The organism is Marinobacter sp. P4B1 (genome assembly GCF_001447135.1).
Classification (GTDB): Bacteria; Pseudomonadota; Gammaproteobacteria; order Pseudomonadales; family Oleiphilaceae; genus Marinobacter; species Marinobacter vinifirmus.
In genome coordinates, this window is the sequence record NZ_LLXM01000015.1 from 362768 (window position 1) to 381361 (window position 18594).

An 18594-nucleotide genomic window follows, 5' to 3' on the forward strand; every position below is an offset into this window, starting at 1 on the left:
AAGGTTTCCAAAACACGCTCCTTACGGCACATCCCTGTGACGCTTGGGCTCCGCCATCCCTGGCTCCGCACAGTTTTGGAAACCTTCTCCCCGCTGCCCACCCATACTCCGTACAAACCGCCAAAACCGGTAGACCTCGTAGGTCGGATTAGCAAAGCGTAATCCGACAGACTGCGGACACCCGTCGATCAACCTACGAGCCCGTCAAATCCAGATCACGAAGCCTCCCAAGCAGCCCATCGATCAATCCGGGCTCACCGATCGCGTCATCCCACTGCAACCGAGCGGGCTTGCCATCCAGGTACCACAGACGGTTCGCCAATATCTCGGCATCTCCACCATCATGGGTAACACAGATCATCGCCATCTCCGGACACGAATCCAGAATCCCGGCAATCAGCGCCTTGAGCTCACCCGCCATCACGGGATCTAATGACGCAAACGGCTCGTCCAGCAACAGCAAGTCCGGTTTCACGGCCAGGCAACGGGCCAGGGCCGCCCTTCTGGCCATACCCAGGGAGAGCTGGTCCGGCAGGTAATAGCCATAACCGCCTAATCCCACCTGTTCCAACAACCTATCCGCTTCCTGGTCACTGGCACCCACCAGTTTCAGATTTGCATCCAGACTGCGCCAAGGCAGCAGGCGATGTTCCTGAAACAGGTAACCCACCCGGAGTTTGTCACGCCCGATAACCGCCTCATCTGGCACCGATTTATCGAGACCGGCAATGGCGTTCAGCAGCGTGGTCTTGCCGATACCCGATGGGCCCAGAAGGCAGATCCGGTCGCCTCGTTCTATGGTTGCGAAGACCTCTCCGAGCACAGGCTGGCCGAAATCGCGGCCTGCGATTCTGAGCTCAAGCATGGGCCGCCTCCGGCTGTCGCCAGCGACTGGAGCGGCGCTCAAGGGGCTGGAGGATGGCCAGTTCAATCAGCTGGACGACGGCAATAAACGCCAGGCTGTAGGCAAGAATGGCGGCCACATCGAACACCTGAAATGCCATATGCAGCTGGAAGCCAACGCCGCTGGAACGGCCGAGCAGCTCCACCACCAGAACGATTTTCCAGATCAGGGCCAGGCCGCCTCTTGTAGCCGCCATGAGATAGGGAAACAGCTGGGGTACCCAGACTTCCCGCAATCGTTGCCATCGGGTGAACTCGTAAACGGTGGCCATTTCCTCGAGCCTATAGTCCAGGCTACGGGCACCTTCCCGGACAGTAACCGACACGTTGGGCACTTTGTTGATCACAACTGCCATCACCGCAGCCACTTCCACCAGGCCGAACCAGACATACATGAGGATGATGGTGACCAGGGCCGGCAGGTTCAGCAAAAGCACCAGCAAGGGATCGAAAAGGGCATTGGTGGTTGGCGAACGGCCCATGACGATGCCGATGGCTGTACCGATGATCATGGCCAGAATAAAGGCGACCACCACACGCCCGAGGGTCGCGCCCAGATGATGCCAGAGCTCGCCGGTCGCCGATTCACGAATCAGGGTGTCGAGCACGTTCAGAGGCGTCGGCAAGAGGGGCGACTGAAGCAGCCAGGCAATGAGCCCCCAGAGCAGGACAAACGACGGCAGGACTACCCAGTAGCTCCACAGCGGCGGCCGGCCGGCACGGCCTTTCACGGCTGCCTCTGGTAAAACAGATGGGCCGGCATAAGGTTGTCCGGGTCGGCGCCGGTGAGGGTCATCAAACGTTGTAGGTCAGCGATTCTCTGGTCCGTTTGCGGCGCAGGCGTCCCGGCGACAAAGCCCTCTCGCAGTGCTGCGAAAACACTGTCGTCCGGATCTCCCATGAGAGGACGCAAGCGCTGCCAGTAGGATGTACTCTCCGCCAGCTCGGCTTTGGCCTGTTGCAGGGAAGCTGCAAACCGATCCATCAGCGGGTCATTGTCTCGCGCCCAGAGCTCTGGAAAGACATAACCAAGCACCGGCAGGTTGCGATCCAGGTCCAGCTCAGTGAGCAGGTCAGCCATACCAAACGCCGATCGCCAGCCGCCCTCGCCCCTCATGCGGGCCGCAAAATGCCAGTAGGTAACGATAACATCCACCTGCCCGCGCTTTAGCGCCTGGCTCAACAGAGGCGGGGCTGCGAACTGAAGTTCGGCGGATTCCTCCAGATTGATTCCCTGGCGCTGTGCGACTTTCTTGAGCAGTATCCAGCCCTTGCTGTCCGGCCCGCCCGCAACGCCGATGCGCTTGCCGGCCAGATCCGCCACCGAGCGAATCGGAGAGTTGTCAGCGACAACGATATCGCCAATCTGGGAGGAGAACGGCACGTACAGGTAGGGCGTGCCGGCCTCGAATCGTGACTGTGCCCACAGCAGATCGGCCACAGCGCCGTGCACCGAACCGCTGGTGACCGCCAGCCTGGAGGCCGGCAGGTTGGCAACCGGTTTCAACTCCAGCCGATAGCCATATTCCCGGTCCAGCTCCCGATGCAGGAGATGATCGAGCTCCCAGTGGGCGGTTCCAAACTGCAACACGCTGACAGACAGCATGGGCAGGTCAGATGCTTCTTCCCGGGCATGGACACCGCCAGCAAGACTCAAAAGAAAACATAGCAGTGCGGCCATTGCCTGTTTGATCCATGGATCAGCAAGAGAGAATGCGGAGACGGTCGTTATTGTTGGTTGTAGGCTCATTACTACACGATACGAAGCCCGCAGCCCGGCAAGAATAGTACTTTGGTGCCTGTTTTTTGGTGCGATGGTCGCATTCAACCCGAGACCAAGATGGCGTGTAATGAAACCATCACAATAATAAACAGAGGATCGGAACCGACTCCGGCGATTCTCTGCACAGGAGGCCGCCATGCTGAACGAGCTCGATGCCGCACTGTCTTCCGAAAACCGCTATCATGACTCGGAAGCCATCCCCGACAATGAAAACAAGCAGGTAGAAGCAACCATGGAACCGGCGTATAAGATTCTGATTGCCGACGACCACCCGCTGTTCCGGGAAGCCATCAGCAGCGTTATCGCCTCCGGCTTCGAAGGCAGTGAAATCATCGAAACCGATGACCTGGACAGCGCTCTGGAAATCACCCGCGAGAATGACGACCTGGACCTGATCCTGCTGGACCTGAATATGCCCGGCATGCACGGGCTCAACGGCCTGATTACCCTGCGTAACGAAGCACCCACCATTCCCGTAGTGATTGTCTCTGCCGAGGAAGACAAACAGATAGTGCTGCAGGCGATCACCTATGGCGCGGTAGGGTTTATCACCAAGTCCTCACCCCGGGCCCAGATGACTGAGGCCATCCAGCAGATACTGAACGGCAATGTTTACCTGCCATCAGACATTATCCGCACCAGTAAAGAAAGCTCCCACCGGCGTACTCGAAGCGATGAGAACCTGATTTCGCCGGAACTACTGAACTCTCTCACCCGGCGCCAGTTGTTGGTGCTGGAACGTATGGCCAAGGGTGAATCCAACAAGCAAATTGCCTACAACCTCAACATCGCAGAAACCACGGTCAAGGCCCACGTCTCCGCGATCCTGAGAAAGCTCGGTGTTCACAACCGGGTACAGGCTATCCTATCGGCTGGGGATGTGGACTTCAGTCAGTATCTCAAACGCTGAACGCAGCCGGCATCAGCACTCAGCAACGCATCACGTGATTGAGTACACTCCTGAGCTTAAGCGGTTTGACCGGTTTGTTCATCAACAGGTAACCAAGCTCCCGGATATGCTGTTTCAGTTCATTGGTGTAGTTGGCGGTGATCATCAGGACCGGCGCTGGCTGTGAGCGCTGAGCATTGATCACTGCCACCGCGTCGACGCCATTTTCATCATTATCCAGGTGATAATCCGCCAGTATCAGATCTACCGGAGCCCTTGCCACATCTACCTGCCCTGCCAGGCCCTCGGCAGAAACGGCTGTGGTGACCCGGCAACCCCAGCCTTCCAGCAAGGTCTTCATCCCCTGGCAGATAGCCAGATCATTATCGATCACCCACACCCGGGCGCCTTTCAAACCACTATCGAGCATCGGCAGGTGAGGCCCTCGGGGTGCCGGTTGGGCTGGCTGAAGTTCTCCGAGGGGCACCCGGACGCTGAATACGGAGCCTTTTCCCTCAACAGATGATACCGAGATCTCATGGCCCAACATCCGGGCAATCTTGTCAACGATAGCCAGGCCCAGGCCCAGCCCTTTGTCTGCCTGGGCACCCTTGGGGCGAATCCGTTTAAACTCCTGAAAGATTTCGGTGAGCTTGTCTGCCGGAATACCTGGCCCGGTGTCCCAGACCTGCAGCAACACGTGGTCATGCTCGCGACGGCAACCAAGCAGAATCCGGCCCTGGCCGGTATAACGAATGGCATTGGTCAGGAAGTTTCGCAGTATCCGCGCCAGCAACTGTGAATCCGACTGAACCACTGCAGAGCAGGGCACGAAATCCAGCCGCTGCCCTTCAGCCAGGGCCATCTGCCGGAACTCCCGGGCGATGTTATTGAGCAGATCCCGGAGATCAAAGGCGGTCACGTCCGGAGTGATCACTCCGGCATCCAGCTTGGAAATATCCACCAGTGTGCCCAGCAGATTCTCTACATCATCCAACGAAGTACTGACCGAACGCACAAGGCTCTCGGCCTTGGGCCCGAAGCTCTGCTCAAGTAATGCACTGGTGAACAAGCGTGCGGCATTAAGCGGCTGCAGCAGATCGTGACTGACAGCAGCCAGGAATTTGGTTTTGGACAGGTTGGCCTGTTCAGCCTCCTGCTTCGCTTCCCGGAGACGGGCTTCCACTGCAGAACGTTCCGAAATTTCCTGCCGGAGTTGCTGGTTCAGGCCTGTCAAGGCGGCTGTGCGCTCTCGCACCCGGTGCTCCAGATCGTCGTAGGCCTGCTCCAGCGCAATCGCGGTCTTGCGCCTTTCAGTGATGTCTCGGATCAGAACAAAAAAGCCGGTCACCTCGCCGGTTTCATCTCTGTTGGGCACATAGGAACGCAACATGTACCGCTGTTCACCATGCTCGCCGGTTTCCTCGAACTCAAAGTTCACACTGTGCCCGTCCAGTACTTCCAGTATCTGGGGCAGCAGACGCTGGTAGAACTCACCGGAATGCACTTGCTCCAGACGCTTGCCCAGTGGCGACACACCATTACGGCCATACCAGGTCTGATAAACCTTGTTGCAGAACTGGACGGTGAGGTCTGCCCCTACATAGGCAATCAACGCCGGCACATGGTCGGTGACGACCCGGATCCAGCGCTCGCTTTCTTCCAGCGCCTTGATGCGACGGGCCATTTCACTGTTCTTGACGTCGGTAATATCGGAGTAGAGCACCACCTGACCACCCTCACGGGTGGTACGCTCGGTCATTTGTACCCAGCGGCCGTTAGAGAGCAGGAACACTGCTCCTTCGGCGTCTTCGTGACTGTGCTCTTCAACCACCAGGCCGGAACTCAGGGCCAGGGCTTTCACCGCTTCAATGGGCGTGCCTGCTTGGGGTACCGGCACCCCCGCGTGGCGCCAGTAGCTCCGGAACCGGCTATTGGTCTGGATGAGGCAGTGGTCGCGGTCAAACAGCACGAAACCATCGGCAATGCTCTCAATGGCATCGTTCAGGCGTTGGCGGGAAGTCTCCGCCTCTTCCCGGGCACGCATCAGGGCTTTATTGCTGGCCTTGAGTTCTTCCATGGTCAGGTTCAGGGCTTCCGTGCGCTCACGGACCTGCTCGGCCAGTATCACCGAGTGCTCGAACGCCGCGTAGGGCTCCGGCTTGTGGGCAGAGCCAGACTCCACCCGAACAATCAGCGCGTCCCGGATGTCACGCAGGCGCCGGTTTTCAGCCTCCAGTTCCGCGATGCGTTGGTCCTTGGCGGACTCGCCGGAAGATTCGGGGAGATCAGGTACTGAACTCAGGCTGGCCAATGACCACCCCCGTAAAGGTCTGATTAATGTGCATGCCGTTGAATTGCTCCCCATAGGTGTTGAACCCCACCACACGGTGCGCTTTGAGGAATTCGGAAACGGCGTCACTTTGGCCGGTCAGCTCGGCTTCGAGCCGGCGTAAAAAGCAGTCGCACCCCAGTGTCACCAGCGGTGTACCGACCACCCGCTCGGAGGCTTCAATCTGGGTTCGTACACTGTCCAGGAGCGAACCCGGCGCCATGGCGGTCATCACAATGCCAGTCTCCACTGCGCAATAGAACGTGAGACTGCGATCAGGATTGACTCTCTGGATAGAGCGAACGAAATAGTTCCCGCCCACTCGAACGCCCAGGGGCCGCAGGGCAAACACCTTGCGGTCCAGTTCATCCAGCGATACGCCCACCGCCCGGGCATAAACCTCGGCTGCCGGCTCCGCGTTCAACTCGTATACCGTCCGGCTTTGCGGGCAAGCCCGGGTAACCACCAGTTTTTCATCCAGCGGTTCCATGTGGTGGGTCGAGAACACCCGGAAATCCAGCGGGGTATTGACCAGCATGACGGTGGCCGCCCCGCAGTGAAATTCCCCATCGTAATAAACGTGGGTATCGGCCAGGCGTTCGTCGTCCCCCGCAGAACCACCAAACTGAGGGATTGTGCCTAAAGCCGCATTGAGGGTCGCCAGCACCAGCTCTTCCCGGCTGGAAAGCCCGTCCAGTAAGGTAATCGCGAAAGTATTACCCTTGACCGGCGCCAGGTTGGCATCCCGGCAGGTGGCCAGCATCTGGTCAATGACACCCTGGGCGTCCTGCAAGGTGAATCGGTCCAGCTGCCGAATCAAAGCACAATCGATAGCGAAGTAGCGGGCATCAAACCCGATGGCGCTGATGCAGCCCCGGTCGTATCCCTGCTCGGTAATCTCACCGGCCGAGGTGCAACCGTAGACACGCACACCAGAGAAGGCTTTTTGCAGAGCCGGGCCCAGTTTCTGCAGGTCGTACTCAACAGAACAGAAGAACAGCACGCAACCCAGGTTGTCGTGCACAAGCTGCCTGGCAAGCTCTGCGGCAGCCAGCTCGGGCTTGCGGACGCTGGAACTGGCGACTCGCACTGCGGGTAACTGACTGACTGGCTTCATCGGTAGCCTGCTCGGAATGCGGGAATCTGATACCGATTCTACGCCTCCTGAACCACCAGCCAATGCGACTTCAGTGCACTTTGTCGGCGCGCCAAATCTTCCGTAAGCCATTGACTATATTCCCCTTGAATCAATGTCCGGTGACGCAGCCAGGTTTTGGCAAGAGCAAACCGGCACTTTAGTCTGAGACGGCCATCGCAGGCGCACCGGCATCCTGCCGGTTGCCTGCGATACCATTTACAGGAGCGAAGCTCCTCAGAACATCACAACGGCACCCAATGCCAGAGTATTGGCGTCTTCCTGTTTTGTACCATCGGACTTGCGCTCCTGCTCGAACATGTTGTACTCGGCCACCAGCTTGAAGTTACTGTTAACGTCGTGGAAAAGCCCGATTGTGGTGCTCTCAGTCTCGAAGTCCCCGAGACCAGCTGGACCAAGACCGTTCGGGTCTGCATCAGTTTCACCATAAGAAATCACTACACGGTTAGAACCGAAGGCATAGGAACCCTGAACAAGAAAACCGTCAGCGTCTTCTTCTTGAATAGGAGCGTTAACCGCAAGAACAGGATTATCTCCTTTGGAAGTAAAACCGGAAGCGGCCAGGGTCAGTCCAGCAACCGAAGCCTTGATGCCGTATCCAAGCCCAGTGCTGTCCACAGTCGTAGTGCCATTTTCGGCAGACTGGTAGCGGCCATTCACCCAACCCGTCAGGGCAACGTCGTTCAGGTTGGCGCTGTAGGTGATCTCAGACTCGAAGCGGGGTGCGGCGTTTTCATCATCGGAACCGGTCACCGTATCGGCGGGATCCAGTACCCCGACCGCAACTTTGAGGCCGCTCATATCCGGCGAGCGATAGGTAATCTGGGCGGAGGGTGTCGGGTAGGGATAGCCAGCGCGAATGTTGCCGAAGGAGACGCCACCCGCATCCAAACCTTTGGAACCGAAACCCATCAAGATTTCATCGAGAAAAATGTTAGAACGGGCGTACAGACCAAAGTCCTTACCGATCAGTACCTGACCAAAATCGCCGTCTACCGTGGCGTAGAACTGGCGCACGTCGATGGCGGTGTCTGTCGCTTTACCACCTTCCAGACTGTCGTTGATTGTGGTCCAGAACGACGACCGTCCGCCCAGGGTCAAATCACCCATTTCCTTGCTGAAATTGAAACCGATGGTGTTAGGAAGAAAGCCCATCTTGATGCGGGAATCCCGAACGTCTTTCTGCTTGTCATCACGGTTCACGTAAAACGCATTGAAGTAGCCATCCACCGAAAAGCTGGTGCCGTCCTCATTGTACAGTTCAATGGCCGCATTGGCTCCGGCACTGGCTCCCATGGCCGCCATCATGGCAATGGCCAACCCTGACTTTCTGAAGTTGTTGTTTTTCATACATCCCCCGGTTGTTTTTTTGGAAATCTGGGATAAGAGGACCGGTTATCCGATCGCTCCAGGCGAGGTCTGATGCCTGATTTCCATGGTCGGTGATGCAACAAGAGGGGGGAATGCTTCCAGCGAGCAGGTTTTCTGCTCATTTGGGAGGCATCTGAAATGAAACTTTGGAAGTACGACTACGTGGAAAGACCACCCGGGAACTGGTCCAGTTCAGACAAGCAGTCATCAAGAAACTCATGAGGGTTGGCCAAAATGGCCTCGTCTGCCACGACACCAAACTGCACCTGACCGGCGTAGCTGACGATACTCACACCCAACCCGATATCGCCGGCCTGGGGCACCCAGAACATCTGTTCGGTGATGGCACAACCGGCCAGGTAACGGGTTTCCGGAGTGCCCGGCACGTTGGAAACCACGGCCGAGGCCTTGCGAAAGAATAGATCGGCCAGGGGTTTGCGGCCGATGTCTGGCAGCAGGGAGGCACAGGCAGTCAGGCCCCACGCCAGGCCCGGTTGCCAGCTCTTCTTGAGTTTGCGGGTTTCATGCTTGATGCGGAACAACCGCTCCAGGGCGCTTTCGCCATCTACCGGCAGTGGCACAAACACGGTACCGAAGCAGTTGCCGGGCTCGCCGGCTTCGGGCTTGATGCCTTCGGGCAAGCGGGTGCGGATGTCTACCGGCACGGCGGCGTGCATCACCGCATCGTCCAGCTGTTCCGGTGTCATGCCCAGCCGCGGGCGTACCGCTGCAGCCACGCAGGCCAGCAGCACATCGTTGATGGTGGTGCGGGTTTGGTGGGCAATGGCGCGAAAGCGCTCCAGCGGCACCGGAGCCGACCACCGGCAATTGCGCTGGCCGGCCAGCGGCCGCTTGAGATCAGAGGGGGAATCTTCTTCCTCGGCCAGGAATTCGCTCAGCTCATGCATCAGTCGCGCCCCGTTCTGTACGGTGCGGGCCGCAAGGGTTTGCTCCAGGCCGGTCTCCGGCTTTTCTGAATCAGTCTGTGTGGTGGCGCCGCAGCGGGCAAGCTGTGAGCCCAGCCATTGCTGGGCGGTTTCCAGCCAGCGCCCTACCCGGGGCTGCTCCGGGGCGCCGTATACCGCCGGGTATTGCCGGGGCGACGCCGGGCACAACTGGTCGAAAATACTCAACAGCGACAAACCATCGGCATAGCAATGGTGCAATCGCAGCAGCAGGGCAGCGCCGCCTTCGGCGTTAGGGGCCAGCCAGAATTTCCAGGCCGGGCGATAAAGCGGCAGGGGGTCGTTCAACCGGGCAGACACCCAGTCCTGCAGCTGGTGCTGGTCAAACCGGTCCAGCGCCACATCCAGGTGGTGCGCCACATTAAAGGTAGCGTCTGGCTGCCAGTACCAGGCCGGGGCTTTCCACACCGGGCGGCAACCAAAGCGTTCCCAGGCCGACCAGTAAACCTCAAGAAACTCCCGGAAACGGCCGGCGGTCAGCCCGTCCACCCGGAGCATGATGGTGATGGTCATGGGGTTGTCCGGCCGTTCCAAAGCCAGCCAGGCCGAATCCGAAGGCAGCATGAGATGCGAGTGCTCTTGGTTCAAACCTGAAGGTCCCCGGTCAGTAAACTGGTGAAAAGCCAATCCGGCATTGTGCCAGAGTCGTTCATCCGGCTCCATCGTGTGGATACCGCGCACAGGCTTACAAAAAGTTACACGCGATTAACTGTTCGCTTCTATACTCGCTATATGGCTTGATGCAATGGTTATAAACTGAACGACGCAAAGCCTGATTGGCCCCGAATCACCAAAAATCCGGGCACTGGTGCCACTACACCCGCACGCCGATCGGGGTACAAAAGCTAAACCGGCTATCCAATTCCAAAAAAAGCCTGAAGCTGTGCCGGGGGGAGATGAACAATGAAAGCCAGTCATGTTCGCAAGCTGATCAAACCCATCGAAAACGCCTATTCGGAAATGTTTTCCGGCCGGGTATTCCGGGTTGGCAAGGGCGCTGTGTCTGTGCGGAACCACAGCGGCGCGGCAGAACAGACCGTGATCGGCGTACACGGCTTTCTGGAAAACCACTGCTACTTCACCCAGGCCTACGACGCCCCTACAACCGAACTGATCCTGCTCACTTGCAGCAACTACCACATACCGGTGAATGGCGTAACGCCTGAAACTCCAGACTGGGAAGTGCCCATCAAACACCTTGAAGGCACCATCGAATACGATGCCTGCATCCTGAACCAGGCCCTTCAGAACCTGCCCACCACCCGCAACATCCGGGTGCACGGCCATTCCCGGGGTGGCGCGGTTATTCTGGAAGCCATCCGCCAGTGGCCGGAACTCTATGAAGACGCGGAAGTCGTGCTGGAAGCCCCGGTACTGCCCCAGGGCAAACTGCACGCCCTGGTCACCACGCTTCTGGAACCGGTCAGCCACGGTATGTGGCCCTGGCTGATCCGCCTGATCAACAGTGCCCCGCAGTCAGCCTATGGCCAGACCTTCTTCGGCAAGATGAACCCGCGCAAGCGCCAGTTGCTGGGCAAACTGTTCTACGCCACCAAGGATCACCTCACCATTGTTCGCAACATCGAGAACATCATGGAGTGGATGGCCCGCACAGACAGTTCCGTGTACCAGCATGTGCGCCATGGCACCTTCCTGATTCCCGGCACCGACCGCATTCTGGACCGCACCGCCATGCTGGCCAGCGCCCGCACCAGCCCCACCACCATGCGGATTGTTGAAACCGGGGCACCCAGCCACTTCATCACCCTGGACAGCAAGGAATGGGTACCGGGCTTTGAAACCCTGCCTGCCGCCGCACAAGGCTGAATTCCTGGCCCCGATTCCGGGTGCACCGGCTGCGGGGCTCCGTTAAACTGCGCGGTTTCAGGTTCAGTGTGATGGAGTCCCGGCATGTATCGTGAGCGCCTGGTCGCAACGGAAGTGCAGTCAGAAAACGCCCACAGGCTCAAGCGCCTGCTGCTTGAGTACCACGACTTCCGGCAACTGAAAGCTGCCAGCCCGCTGCTGGACGACACCCGCCGGATTGCCGACTGGCAGGCCGAGCGCCTGAAAACTACCCACCAGGACCTGTACCGCCACCCCGGCTATCACACCGGCCTGGAATTCCTGCTGACCGACCTCTACGCCCCGGCCGGCATGACCCGCCGCGACGACAACATCGACCGCGTATTCCCGAAAATGGTGAAGTGGCTGCCCGACCACCTACTGGCCACCTTTGCCGGCCTGGTCGAATTGAACTTGCTGACCCAGAGCCTGGACCTGGAACTCGCCGAATGGTTTGACCGGCAAGGCATGGATACCGGCTCGATCACCCCAGCAAGCTGGTGCGAAGGCTACCGGGCCAGCGGGCAACTTCCGGCACGGCACCGGCAACTGGAACTGGTTTCCGATACCGGCCAACAGCTCGACCGCTATGTACGCAACCGCACACTGGGCTGGCTGCTGTCGATGACCCGGGGGCCGGCGGAAATGGCGGAACTGGGCGATTTGCACAGCTTTTTGCACCGGGGTTACAGCGCTTTCCGGAAAATGGACAAGGTAGATCTGTTGATCGAGCGGCTGATCAGCCGGGAAAGGCAGGTAATGGAGAACATACTGAAAGGCCACCCGGAGCCGTTTACGCTGCCGGGCGACCTGTAGCGGTCAGGCCTGGATGATCTGGTCCAGCTGGGAATGAATTTCCTGCTCGATGCGGGATTTGAACGGCCGCAGCATCATGCCCAGTTCCAGGCGGATATGCAGGTCGGTCTCGGCAATGTCCAGCTGGCCTTTCACGCCGCTGCGCTTGAATTTAAGCAGGTCGCCTTCCCACTGATAGTTAACGTCGAACTGCCGGGACAAGTCCTTGGCCAGGGTTTCGGCGGCCTCTCGGGCATGGGCCTTGTCCAGGGAATGGGCGCGATGGATATCGATAACAGACATGAATCAGTTTTCTCGGTGATTTGGAAACGGTTTTACAGTGTAAGCCGGCAATAAACTTGTAGCCAACCCCTCAAAGGTTAGAATACCAACCTTAGATTCTGACAGGACGAACACCCATGAGCGAGCAGCAAGCACCGGGCACTCCCGGCAACGGCCAGGACGACGTCACCCATTTCGGGTTCCGCGATGTACCGAAGAGCCAGAAAGCCAGCCAGGTAGCCCAGGTTTTCCATAGCGTGGCCGGCAAATACGACCTCATGAATGACCTGATGTCGATGGGCATCCACCGCCTGTGGAAGCGCTTCACCATCGAGCTCAGCGGTGTTCGCCCCGGCCACCAGGTACTCGACATTGCCGGTGGCACCGGCGACCTGACCATGAAATTCTCCGACCTGGTAGGCCCGTCCGGCAAGGTAGTGCTGGCCGATATCAACGCCTCCATGCTGCAGGTAGGCCGCAGCCGCCTGACCGACCGGGGCTATGCCGGCAACATTGAATATGTCCAGGCCGATGCCGAACACCTGCCGTTCCCGGACAACAATTTCCAGGCGGTTTCCATTGCCTTCGGCCTGCGTAACGTCACCGACAAAGACCAGGCCCTGCGCGACATGGCCCGGGTACTGAAGCCCGGCGGCAAACTGATGGTGCTGGAATTCTCCAAGCCCACCAACCCGCTGCTGAGCAAGGCCTACGACACCTACTCCTTCACCGCCCTGCCCCTGATGGGCCAGCTGATCGCCGGTGACAGCGAAAGCTACAAGTACCTGGCCGAGTCCATCCGCATGCACCCGGACCAGGAAACCCTGAAAGGCATGATGGAAAACGCCGGCCTGGTGAACTGCAAGTACTACAACATGACCGGCGGCATCGTGGCCCTGCACGTGGGAATCAAGCCCTGATGTTTCCCGGCCCTACCCTGCTGTCTGCTATCAGCGCCATTATCGAAGCTGCGCTGAACCGGGCCCTGGAGCTGGATCCTGCCGGCCACAAGGCCCTGATGCAGGCACTGGCAGGGCCGGTTCAGTTCAGCCTGACCGCGCCGGTGGCCATGAGCTGGACACTGGAACCCGTGGCCGACAGGGTACAGGTACGCAGCCAGCCGGCAGACGACCCCGCACTGGAGATCAGCGGCCGGCCGGTTGCCTTCGCGGCCCTGGCGCTGGGTGATGACCGGGTCTTTGCCGACGAGCGCTTGCAAGTACAGGGCGACACCGCCCTGGCCCACCAGTTCCAGCGGGCCCTGAACCAGCTGCAGCCCGACTGGGAAGCCGCCATGGCCCGGCACATCGGCGATGTGCCCGCGCACTTTCTGGGCCAGCGTATCAGGAATGCCGCGAAATGGAGCCGGCAGGCGGTCAGCACCATGAACGCCAACGTGGAAGAATACATCCACGAAGAAAGCCGCACCCTGCCCGGCCGGCGCGAACTGGAAGCCACCTTTCAGGACATCGACGAGCTGAACCTGCGCACCGAGCGGCTGGAAGCTCGCCTGAACCAGCTGGCAGCACCCGGTAGCATTAACGATACGGAGACCCTGTGACCCGCCTGCAACGCCTGTTCCGAATTGCCTGGGTATTCTGCCGCTACCGGCTGGACACGTTTCTGCCCCTGTCGGAACTGCCCACGCCCCTGAAGGTCTTTTTCCTGCTGGCGCCCTGGCACCTGTTTCCGCAACCGAAGCTGAGCCGTGGCGACCGCCTGCGCCTGGCACTGGAAGAACTGGGGCCGGTATTCGTTAAATTCGGCCAGATTCTCTCTACCCGCCGGGACCTGCTGCCCGACGACATGGCCGAATCCCTGAAACAGCTTCAGGACCGGGTGCCGCCCTTCCCCAGCGACCAGGCCCGGGGCATTATCGAGAAGTCCCTGGGCGCACCGGTGTCAGAACTGTTTGCGGAATTCAGCCCGGACCCGATGGCCTCGGCCTCGGTAGCCCAGGTACACGCCGCCACCCTGCCCAATGGCCAGAAAGTGGTGGTAAAAGTGCTGCGCCCCGGCATCGAAAGGGTTATCCGCCAGGACCTGGGCCTGATGTACCTGATGGCCGGGCTGCTGGAAAAGTACTGGTCTGAAGGCAAGCGCCTGCACCCGGTGGATGTGGTGGCCGACTACGATGCCACCATCCACGACGAACTGGACCTGCAGCGCGAAGCCGCCAACGCCAGCCAGCTGCGCCGCAACTTCGAAAACTCCAAGCTGATTTACATCCCTTTCATCGACTGGGATTACACCAGCAAGTCCGTACTGGTGATGGAGCGCATCCACGGCATTCCCATTGCCGATGTGGATACCCTGAGAAACGCCGGCGTGAACATGAAGGTACTGGCTGAGAAAGGCGTCGAGATCTTTTTCACCCAGGTGTTCCGGGACAGTTTCTTCCATGCCGACATGCACCCGGGCAATATCTTTGTGGACATCTCCAACCCGGCAGACCCGAAATACATTGCTATAGATTTCGGCATTGTCGGCACCCTGGCCCCGGACGATCAAAGCTACCTGGCCCGCAACCTGCTTGCGTTCTTCCGCCGGGATTACCGCCAGGTGGCGCAGTTGCACATCCAGTCCGGCTGGGTACCGCCGGATACCCGGGTGAACGAATTCGAAGCCGCCATCCGTACTGTGTGTGAGCCTATTTTCGAGCGGCCACTGAAAGACATCTCCTTCGGCCACTTCCTGTTGCGCCTGTTCCAGACCGCGCGCCGCTTCAACATGGAAGTGCAGCCGCAGCTGGTGCTGCTGCAGAAAACCCTGCTGAACGTGGAGGGCCTGGGCCGCCAGCTGTATCCGGAACTGGATCTGTGGAGTACTGCCCAGCCGTTCCTTGAGGACTGGATGCGCAAGCGCATCGGCCCGGCGGGCCTGGTCAAGTCGCTGCAAACGCACCTGCCGTCCTGGCTGGAGCAGTCTCCCGAGATGCCGCAACTGGTGCACGATGCCCTGTTACAGCTGCGCGGCAGCGGCCCGACCGAAGAGCAGAACCGGGCAACACTGGAGCTGATGAAGCAACAGCAACTGCGCAGTGAACGGCGCTGGCGCCGGGGCTTTATCGCCGCCGTACTGGCCGTGATTGCCGTGGGCAGCAGCCATCCGCAGGCACAGCAACTGGTGACCGACATGCCGGTGTGGAGCTGGGCATTGCTTGCCGCAGCCGCAGGCGTCATGCTCCGGGGTAGCCGGTGAACACAAAGATTTTCAGGATTCACACAAATGCAAGATTCCCCCGATAACGTCTTACAGCCTGACTGGCTGGACGACATCAAATGGACAGACGACGGCCTGGTACCGGCCATCGCCCAGGACGCCGACAACGGCGACATCCTGATGATGGCCTGGATGAACCGGGAGTCCCTGGCATTGACCGTTCAGGAAGGCCAGGCGGTGTACTGGTCCCGTTCCCGCGGCAAACTCTGGCGCAAGGGCGAAAGCTCCGGGCACCAGCAAGTGCTCAGGGATATCCGCCTGGACTGTGATGCCGATGTAATCCTGCTGAAAGTCGAACAAAAAGGTGGCATTGCCTGCCATACTGGCCGGCGTAGCTGTTTTTACCGGACCCTGAAAGATGGCCAGTGGGTGAGTGCCGAACCGGTACTGAAAGACCCGAACGCCATCTATGGCAGCAACTGAGGAGCAGACACCGTGAGCGATGTACTGGAGCGCCTGGCGCATGTACTGGAAGCCCGAAAAGAGGCAGACCCGAACACCTCCTATGTGGCCAGCCTGCATGCCAAGGGCCTGAACAAGATTCTGGAGAAGGTTGGCGAGGAGTGCACCGAAACCCTGCTGGCCGCCAAGGATGCCGAACATTCCGGACAAACCCGGGATGTGGTATACGAGACAGCAGACCTGTGGTTCCACAGCATGGTCATGCTGTCGAGCCTGGGCCTGGGCCCGCAGGATATCCTGGATGAGCTGGCCAACCGGTTCGACCTCTCCGGCCTGGAAGAAAAAGCGTCACGGCAATCCTGAGGGAGTACCCCTAACGGGGATTTCCGCCTGAGGTAATCGTTGGCGTACAATGTCACGTAACAGAAACAATTGAACGAGGAACCCTCATGGGTATCAGTATCTGGCAACTTCTTATCGTACTCGGCATCGTTATCCTGTTGTTCGGAACCAAGAAACTGCGCAATATCGGCTCCGATCTCGGCGGTGCTATTCGTGGCTTCAAGAAGTCCATGAGCGACGAAGAAGAAAAGAAGCAGGCTGACCAGGATAACCTGGAGGGCCAGCAAGCCGAACAGGCCCAGGCCGAAGAAAAGCCCAGGGAAAAGCAGAGCTGAGCAACCACTGAATGTTCGATATCGGCTTCATTGAGCTGCTGATCTGCGGCATTATTGCCCTGCTGGTGCTGGGCCCTGAACGGCTGCCCGGCGCTGCACGGGCGGCTGGCCGCTGGATTGGCGGCGCCCGGCGCATGGTTGGCCAGTTCACCTCGGAGCTGGACCGCGAGCTGAAAGCCGAAGAGTTGCGCAAGGAGCTGAAAAAGGCCGGCGATGTCGGCCTGGATGATGTGCAGAAGACGGTCAAAGGCGCCCTGGATGAGGCCAAGAAGTACGAGCACATGATCCTGGACGACGGCTCCAGGAAAACCCGCCCGGCTCCCGCTACCCGCCGGGTTAACAAGCCGGAGGAAAGCAGCCCGGATTCGGCAACAGCCCCGGCGGATCAGGGAAACACCACATCCAGCGCCGACGCCGAGCCCGGCCCATCGACTGAGAGTTCACCGGATCATCGTTCATGAATGCCAAGCCAGACGGCAATCAAGCATCTTCTGAACAACAGGAGATGCCCCTGATCGAGCATTTGCTCGAGCTGCGTAACCGATTACTGAAAATGGTGCTGGCAGTGATTATCTGCTTCGCCGTTATCTACCCGTTTGCCAACGATCTCTACCTGCTGTTGTCCCAGCCCCTGAGGGAGTTGTTGCCGGTGGGCCAGATGATGATCGCCACCGACATCACCTCGCCGTTCTTTGCGCCCCTGAAACTGGCCCTGGTGCTGGCAGTGTTTGCCGCCATCCCGGTCATCCTGTACCAGCTCTGGAGTTTTGTGGCGCCGGGCCTGTACGCCCATGAAAAGCGGCTGGCATTCCCGCTGCTGTTCACCTCGGTCATCCTGTTCTATGCCGGTGCCGCCTTCGCCTACTTCGTGGTGTTTCCGCTGGTGTTCGGTTTCTTTACCGCCATCGGCCCGGAAGGCATCGTGGAACTGCCGGACATCACCAGCTACCTGAACTTCGTGCTGAAGATGTTTTTCGCCTTTGGTGTGGCGTTCGAGATTCCCATTGCTACCGTACTGTTGATCCTCACCGGCGCCACCACGCCGCAGGATCTCGCGGCCAAGCGCCCCTACGTGGTCGTCGGCTGCTTCATCATCGGCATGCTGCTGACCCCGCCAGACATCATTTCCCAGACTCTGCTGGCGGTGCCTATGTGGATTCTGTTCGAGTTTGGCATCATCTTTGGCCGCCTGGCCTATCGCGAGCGTGAACAGGCCGCCGAAGACGAACCGGAAGCCTGATGAACCTGGCCCTGCTGCTGGACGAAGACTTCGTCAGCCCGGACCGTGCCCGGCTTCAGGGTCGCCGGCTGCAACACCTGAAAACCGTACTCAAGGCCAGTGCCGGCGACCGCATTCCGGTGGGCCGGGTCAACGGCCTGATGGGGTACGGTGAAGTCCTCAAGCTGAACGACTCCGAAGCGGAACTGCAGCTAACGCTGGAGACCCCGCCACCGGCCGCCCTGCCGCTGACCCTGATCCTTGCCATGCCACGCCCCAAGATGTTCCGCCGGGTACTGCAAACCTGCGCCTCTCTGGGCGTGAAAGATATCTGGCTGATCAACAGCTACAAGGTGGAAAAGAGCTTCTGGCAAACGCCCTGGTTGTCAGACGACAGTCTGAGGGAAAACCTCACACTGGGCCTGGAACAGTCAAAGGACACGGTGATGCCACAGGTGCATATCCGCAAACTGTTCAAACCCTTCGTGGAAGACGAATTACCGGCATTGCTGGAAGGAAAGCGGGCACTGGTCGCCCACCCCGGCATGGCAGCGCCCTGCCCCACCCACCTGAACGAACCTACCGCCCTGTGCATCGGCCCGGAGGGTGGTTTTACCGATTACGAAGTGGGCAAGCTGGAGGAAGCCGGCTGCCAGGGCGTGCACCTCGGCCCCCGTATCCTGCGGGTAGAAACCGCTGTACCGGTGCTGGTCAGCCGATTGTTTGACGCCTGCCTGTGAACTGGCAGGCGTG

The 18594-nt window shown here is 59.4% G+C and carries 20 protein-coding genes; 12 read left to right on the forward strand and 8 right to left on the reverse strand.

Features of this window, described 5'->3' with window-relative positions:
* Positions 1-193: 193 nt before the first annotated feature.
* The 3 genes from AQ621_RS13325 to AQ621_RS13335 are packed head-to-tail and all read right to left on the reverse strand — an operon-like array spanning position 194 to position 2584.
* Positions 194-865 (reverse strand): ATP-binding cassette domain-containing protein, encoded by a 672-nt coding sequence (locus AQ621_RS13325; RefSeq protein ID WP_058341849.1) that lies wholly within the window; start codon positions 863-865, stop codon positions 194-196.
* Positions 858-1634: an ABC transporter permease gene (locus tag AQ621_RS13330; RefSeq protein ID WP_227508338.1), complete on the reverse strand. Its 777-nt coding sequence runs from the start codon at positions 1632-1634 to the stop codon at positions 858-860. The genes AQ621_RS13325 and AQ621_RS13330 overlap by 8 nt, the downstream gene beginning before the upstream one ends.
* Positions 1631-2584: an ABC transporter substrate-binding protein gene (locus AQ621_RS13335; protein WP_082641084.1), complete on the reverse strand. Its 954-nt coding sequence runs from the start codon at positions 2582-2584 to the stop codon at positions 1631-1633. Before AQ621_RS13335 ends, AQ621_RS13330 begins: the two co-directional genes overlap by 4 nt.
* 334 nt (positions 2585-2918) lie before the next feature.
* Here AQ621_RS13335 and AQ621_RS13340 point away from each other — a divergent pair, with 334 nt between their 5' ends.
* Positions 2919-3596: a response regulator gene (locus tag AQ621_RS13340; RefSeq protein ID WP_058342435.1), complete on the forward strand. Its 678-nt coding sequence runs from the start codon at positions 2919-2921 to the stop codon at positions 3594-3596.
* 19 nt (positions 3597-3615) lie between these two features.
* Here the strand turns inward: AQ621_RS13340 and AQ621_RS13345 are convergent, their stop codons facing one another.
* From AQ621_RS13345 to AQ621_RS13360, 4 genes are all read right to left on the reverse strand, one after another.
* Positions 3616-5880 (reverse strand): hybrid sensor histidine kinase/response regulator, encoded by a 2265-nt coding sequence (locus AQ621_RS13345; protein ID WP_058342436.1) that lies wholly within the window; start codon positions 5878-5880, stop codon positions 3616-3618.
* Positions 5864-7024 (reverse strand): nitric oxide-sensing protein NosP, encoded by a 1161-nt coding sequence (gene nosP / locus AQ621_RS13350; protein ID WP_058341851.1) that lies wholly within the window; start codon positions 7022-7024, stop codon positions 5864-5866. The genes AQ621_RS13345 and nosP overlap by 17 nt, the downstream gene beginning before the upstream one ends.
* Before the next feature lie 255 nt (positions 7025-7279).
* Positions 7280-8413, reverse strand: a complete 1134-nt coding sequence (locus tag AQ621_RS13355) for a porin (protein ID WP_058341852.1) — start codon at positions 8411-8413, stop codon at positions 7280-7282.
* Positions 8414-8592: 179 nt separating this feature from the next.
* Positions 8593-9963 carry a WS/DGAT domain-containing protein gene (locus AQ621_RS13360; RefSeq protein ID WP_058341853.1) on the reverse strand — a complete coding sequence of 457 codons (1371 nt, stop codon included), beginning with the start codon at positions 9961-9963 and terminating at the stop codon, positions 8593-8595.
* A 339-nt stretch (positions 9964-10302) separates the two neighbouring features.
* Between AQ621_RS13360 and AQ621_RS13365 the strand changes: the two genes are divergently transcribed.
* Positions 10303-11226, forward strand: a complete 924-nt coding sequence (locus tag AQ621_RS13365; protein WP_022988331.1) for a hypothetical protein — start codon at positions 10303-10305, stop codon at positions 11224-11226.
* Between the two features lie 84 nt (positions 11227-11310).
* Complete coding sequence (locus AQ621_RS13370; RefSeq protein ID WP_058341854.1) at positions 11311-12060, forward strand: DUF8198 family protein; 750 nt, start codon at positions 11311-11313, stop codon at positions 12058-12060.
* Positions 12061-12063: 3 nt separating this feature from the next.
* On the opposite strand, the gene AQ621_RS13375 is transcribed toward AQ621_RS13370, so the two are convergent.
* Entirely contained in the window at positions 12064-12342 is a 279-nt protein-coding gene (locus tag AQ621_RS13375; protein ID WP_058341855.1) for a polyhydroxyalkanoic acid system family protein, read from the reverse strand.
* A gap of 116 nt (positions 12343-12458) precedes the next feature.
* Between AQ621_RS13375 and ubiE the strand changes: the two genes are divergently transcribed.
* The 9 genes from ubiE to AQ621_RS13420 all read left to right on the forward strand — a co-directional run bounded on the left by ubiE (position 12459) and on the right by AQ621_RS13420 (position 18581).
* Positions 12459-13241: a bifunctional demethylmenaquinone methyltransferase/2-methoxy-6-polyprenyl-1,4-benzoquinol methylase UbiE gene (gene ubiE, locus AQ621_RS13380; protein ID WP_058341856.1), complete on the forward strand. Its 783-nt coding sequence runs from the start codon at positions 12459-12461 to the stop codon at positions 13239-13241.
* Positions 13241-13882, forward strand: coding sequence for a ubiquinone biosynthesis accessory factor UbiJ (locus tag AQ621_RS13385; RefSeq protein ID WP_058341857.1), 642 nt, complete (start codon positions 13241-13243; stop codon positions 13880-13882). Before ubiE ends, AQ621_RS13385 begins: the two co-directional genes overlap by 1 nt.
* Complete coding sequence (ubiB, locus tag AQ621_RS13390; RefSeq protein WP_022988336.1) at positions 13879-15522, forward strand: ubiquinone biosynthesis regulatory protein kinase UbiB; 1644 nt, start codon at positions 13879-13881, stop codon at positions 15520-15522. The genes AQ621_RS13385 and ubiB overlap by 4 nt, the downstream gene beginning before the upstream one ends.
* Positions 15523-15549: 27 nt before the next feature.
* Positions 15550-15966: a phosphoribosyl-AMP cyclohydrolase gene (gene hisI / locus AQ621_RS13395; RefSeq protein WP_058341858.1), complete on the forward strand. Its 417-nt coding sequence runs from the start codon at positions 15550-15552 to the stop codon at positions 15964-15966.
* A 12-nt stretch (positions 15967-15978) separates the two neighbouring features.
* Positions 15979-16308 (forward strand): phosphoribosyl-ATP diphosphatase, encoded by a 330-nt coding sequence (locus AQ621_RS13400; protein WP_022988338.1) that lies wholly within the window; start codon positions 15979-15981, stop codon positions 16306-16308.
* An 86-nt stretch (positions 16309-16394) separates the two neighbouring features.
* Positions 16395-16622 carry a Sec-independent protein translocase subunit TatA gene (gene tatA / locus AQ621_RS13405; RefSeq protein ID WP_058341859.1) on the forward strand — a complete coding sequence of 76 codons (228 nt, stop codon included), beginning with the start codon at positions 16395-16397 and terminating at the stop codon, positions 16620-16622.
* An 11-nt stretch (positions 16623-16633) separates the two neighbouring features.
* On the forward strand, positions 16634-17083 hold the full coding sequence (gene tatB, locus AQ621_RS13410; RefSeq protein WP_022988340.1) for a Sec-independent protein translocase protein TatB: 450 nt from the start codon (positions 16634-16636) through the stop codon (positions 17081-17083).
* Positions 17080-17862, forward strand: a complete 783-nt coding sequence (gene tatC, locus AQ621_RS13415; protein WP_022988341.1) for a twin-arginine translocase subunit TatC — start codon at positions 17080-17082, stop codon at positions 17860-17862. The genes tatB and tatC overlap by 4 nt, the downstream gene beginning before the upstream one ends.
* A complete protein-coding gene (locus AQ621_RS13420; RefSeq protein WP_058341860.1) occupies positions 17862-18581 on the forward strand; it encodes a 16S rRNA (uracil(1498)-N(3))-methyltransferase in 720 nt (239 codons plus the stop codon). Before tatC ends, AQ621_RS13420 begins: the two co-directional genes overlap by 1 nt.
* Positions 18582-18594: the final 13 nt, after the last annotated feature.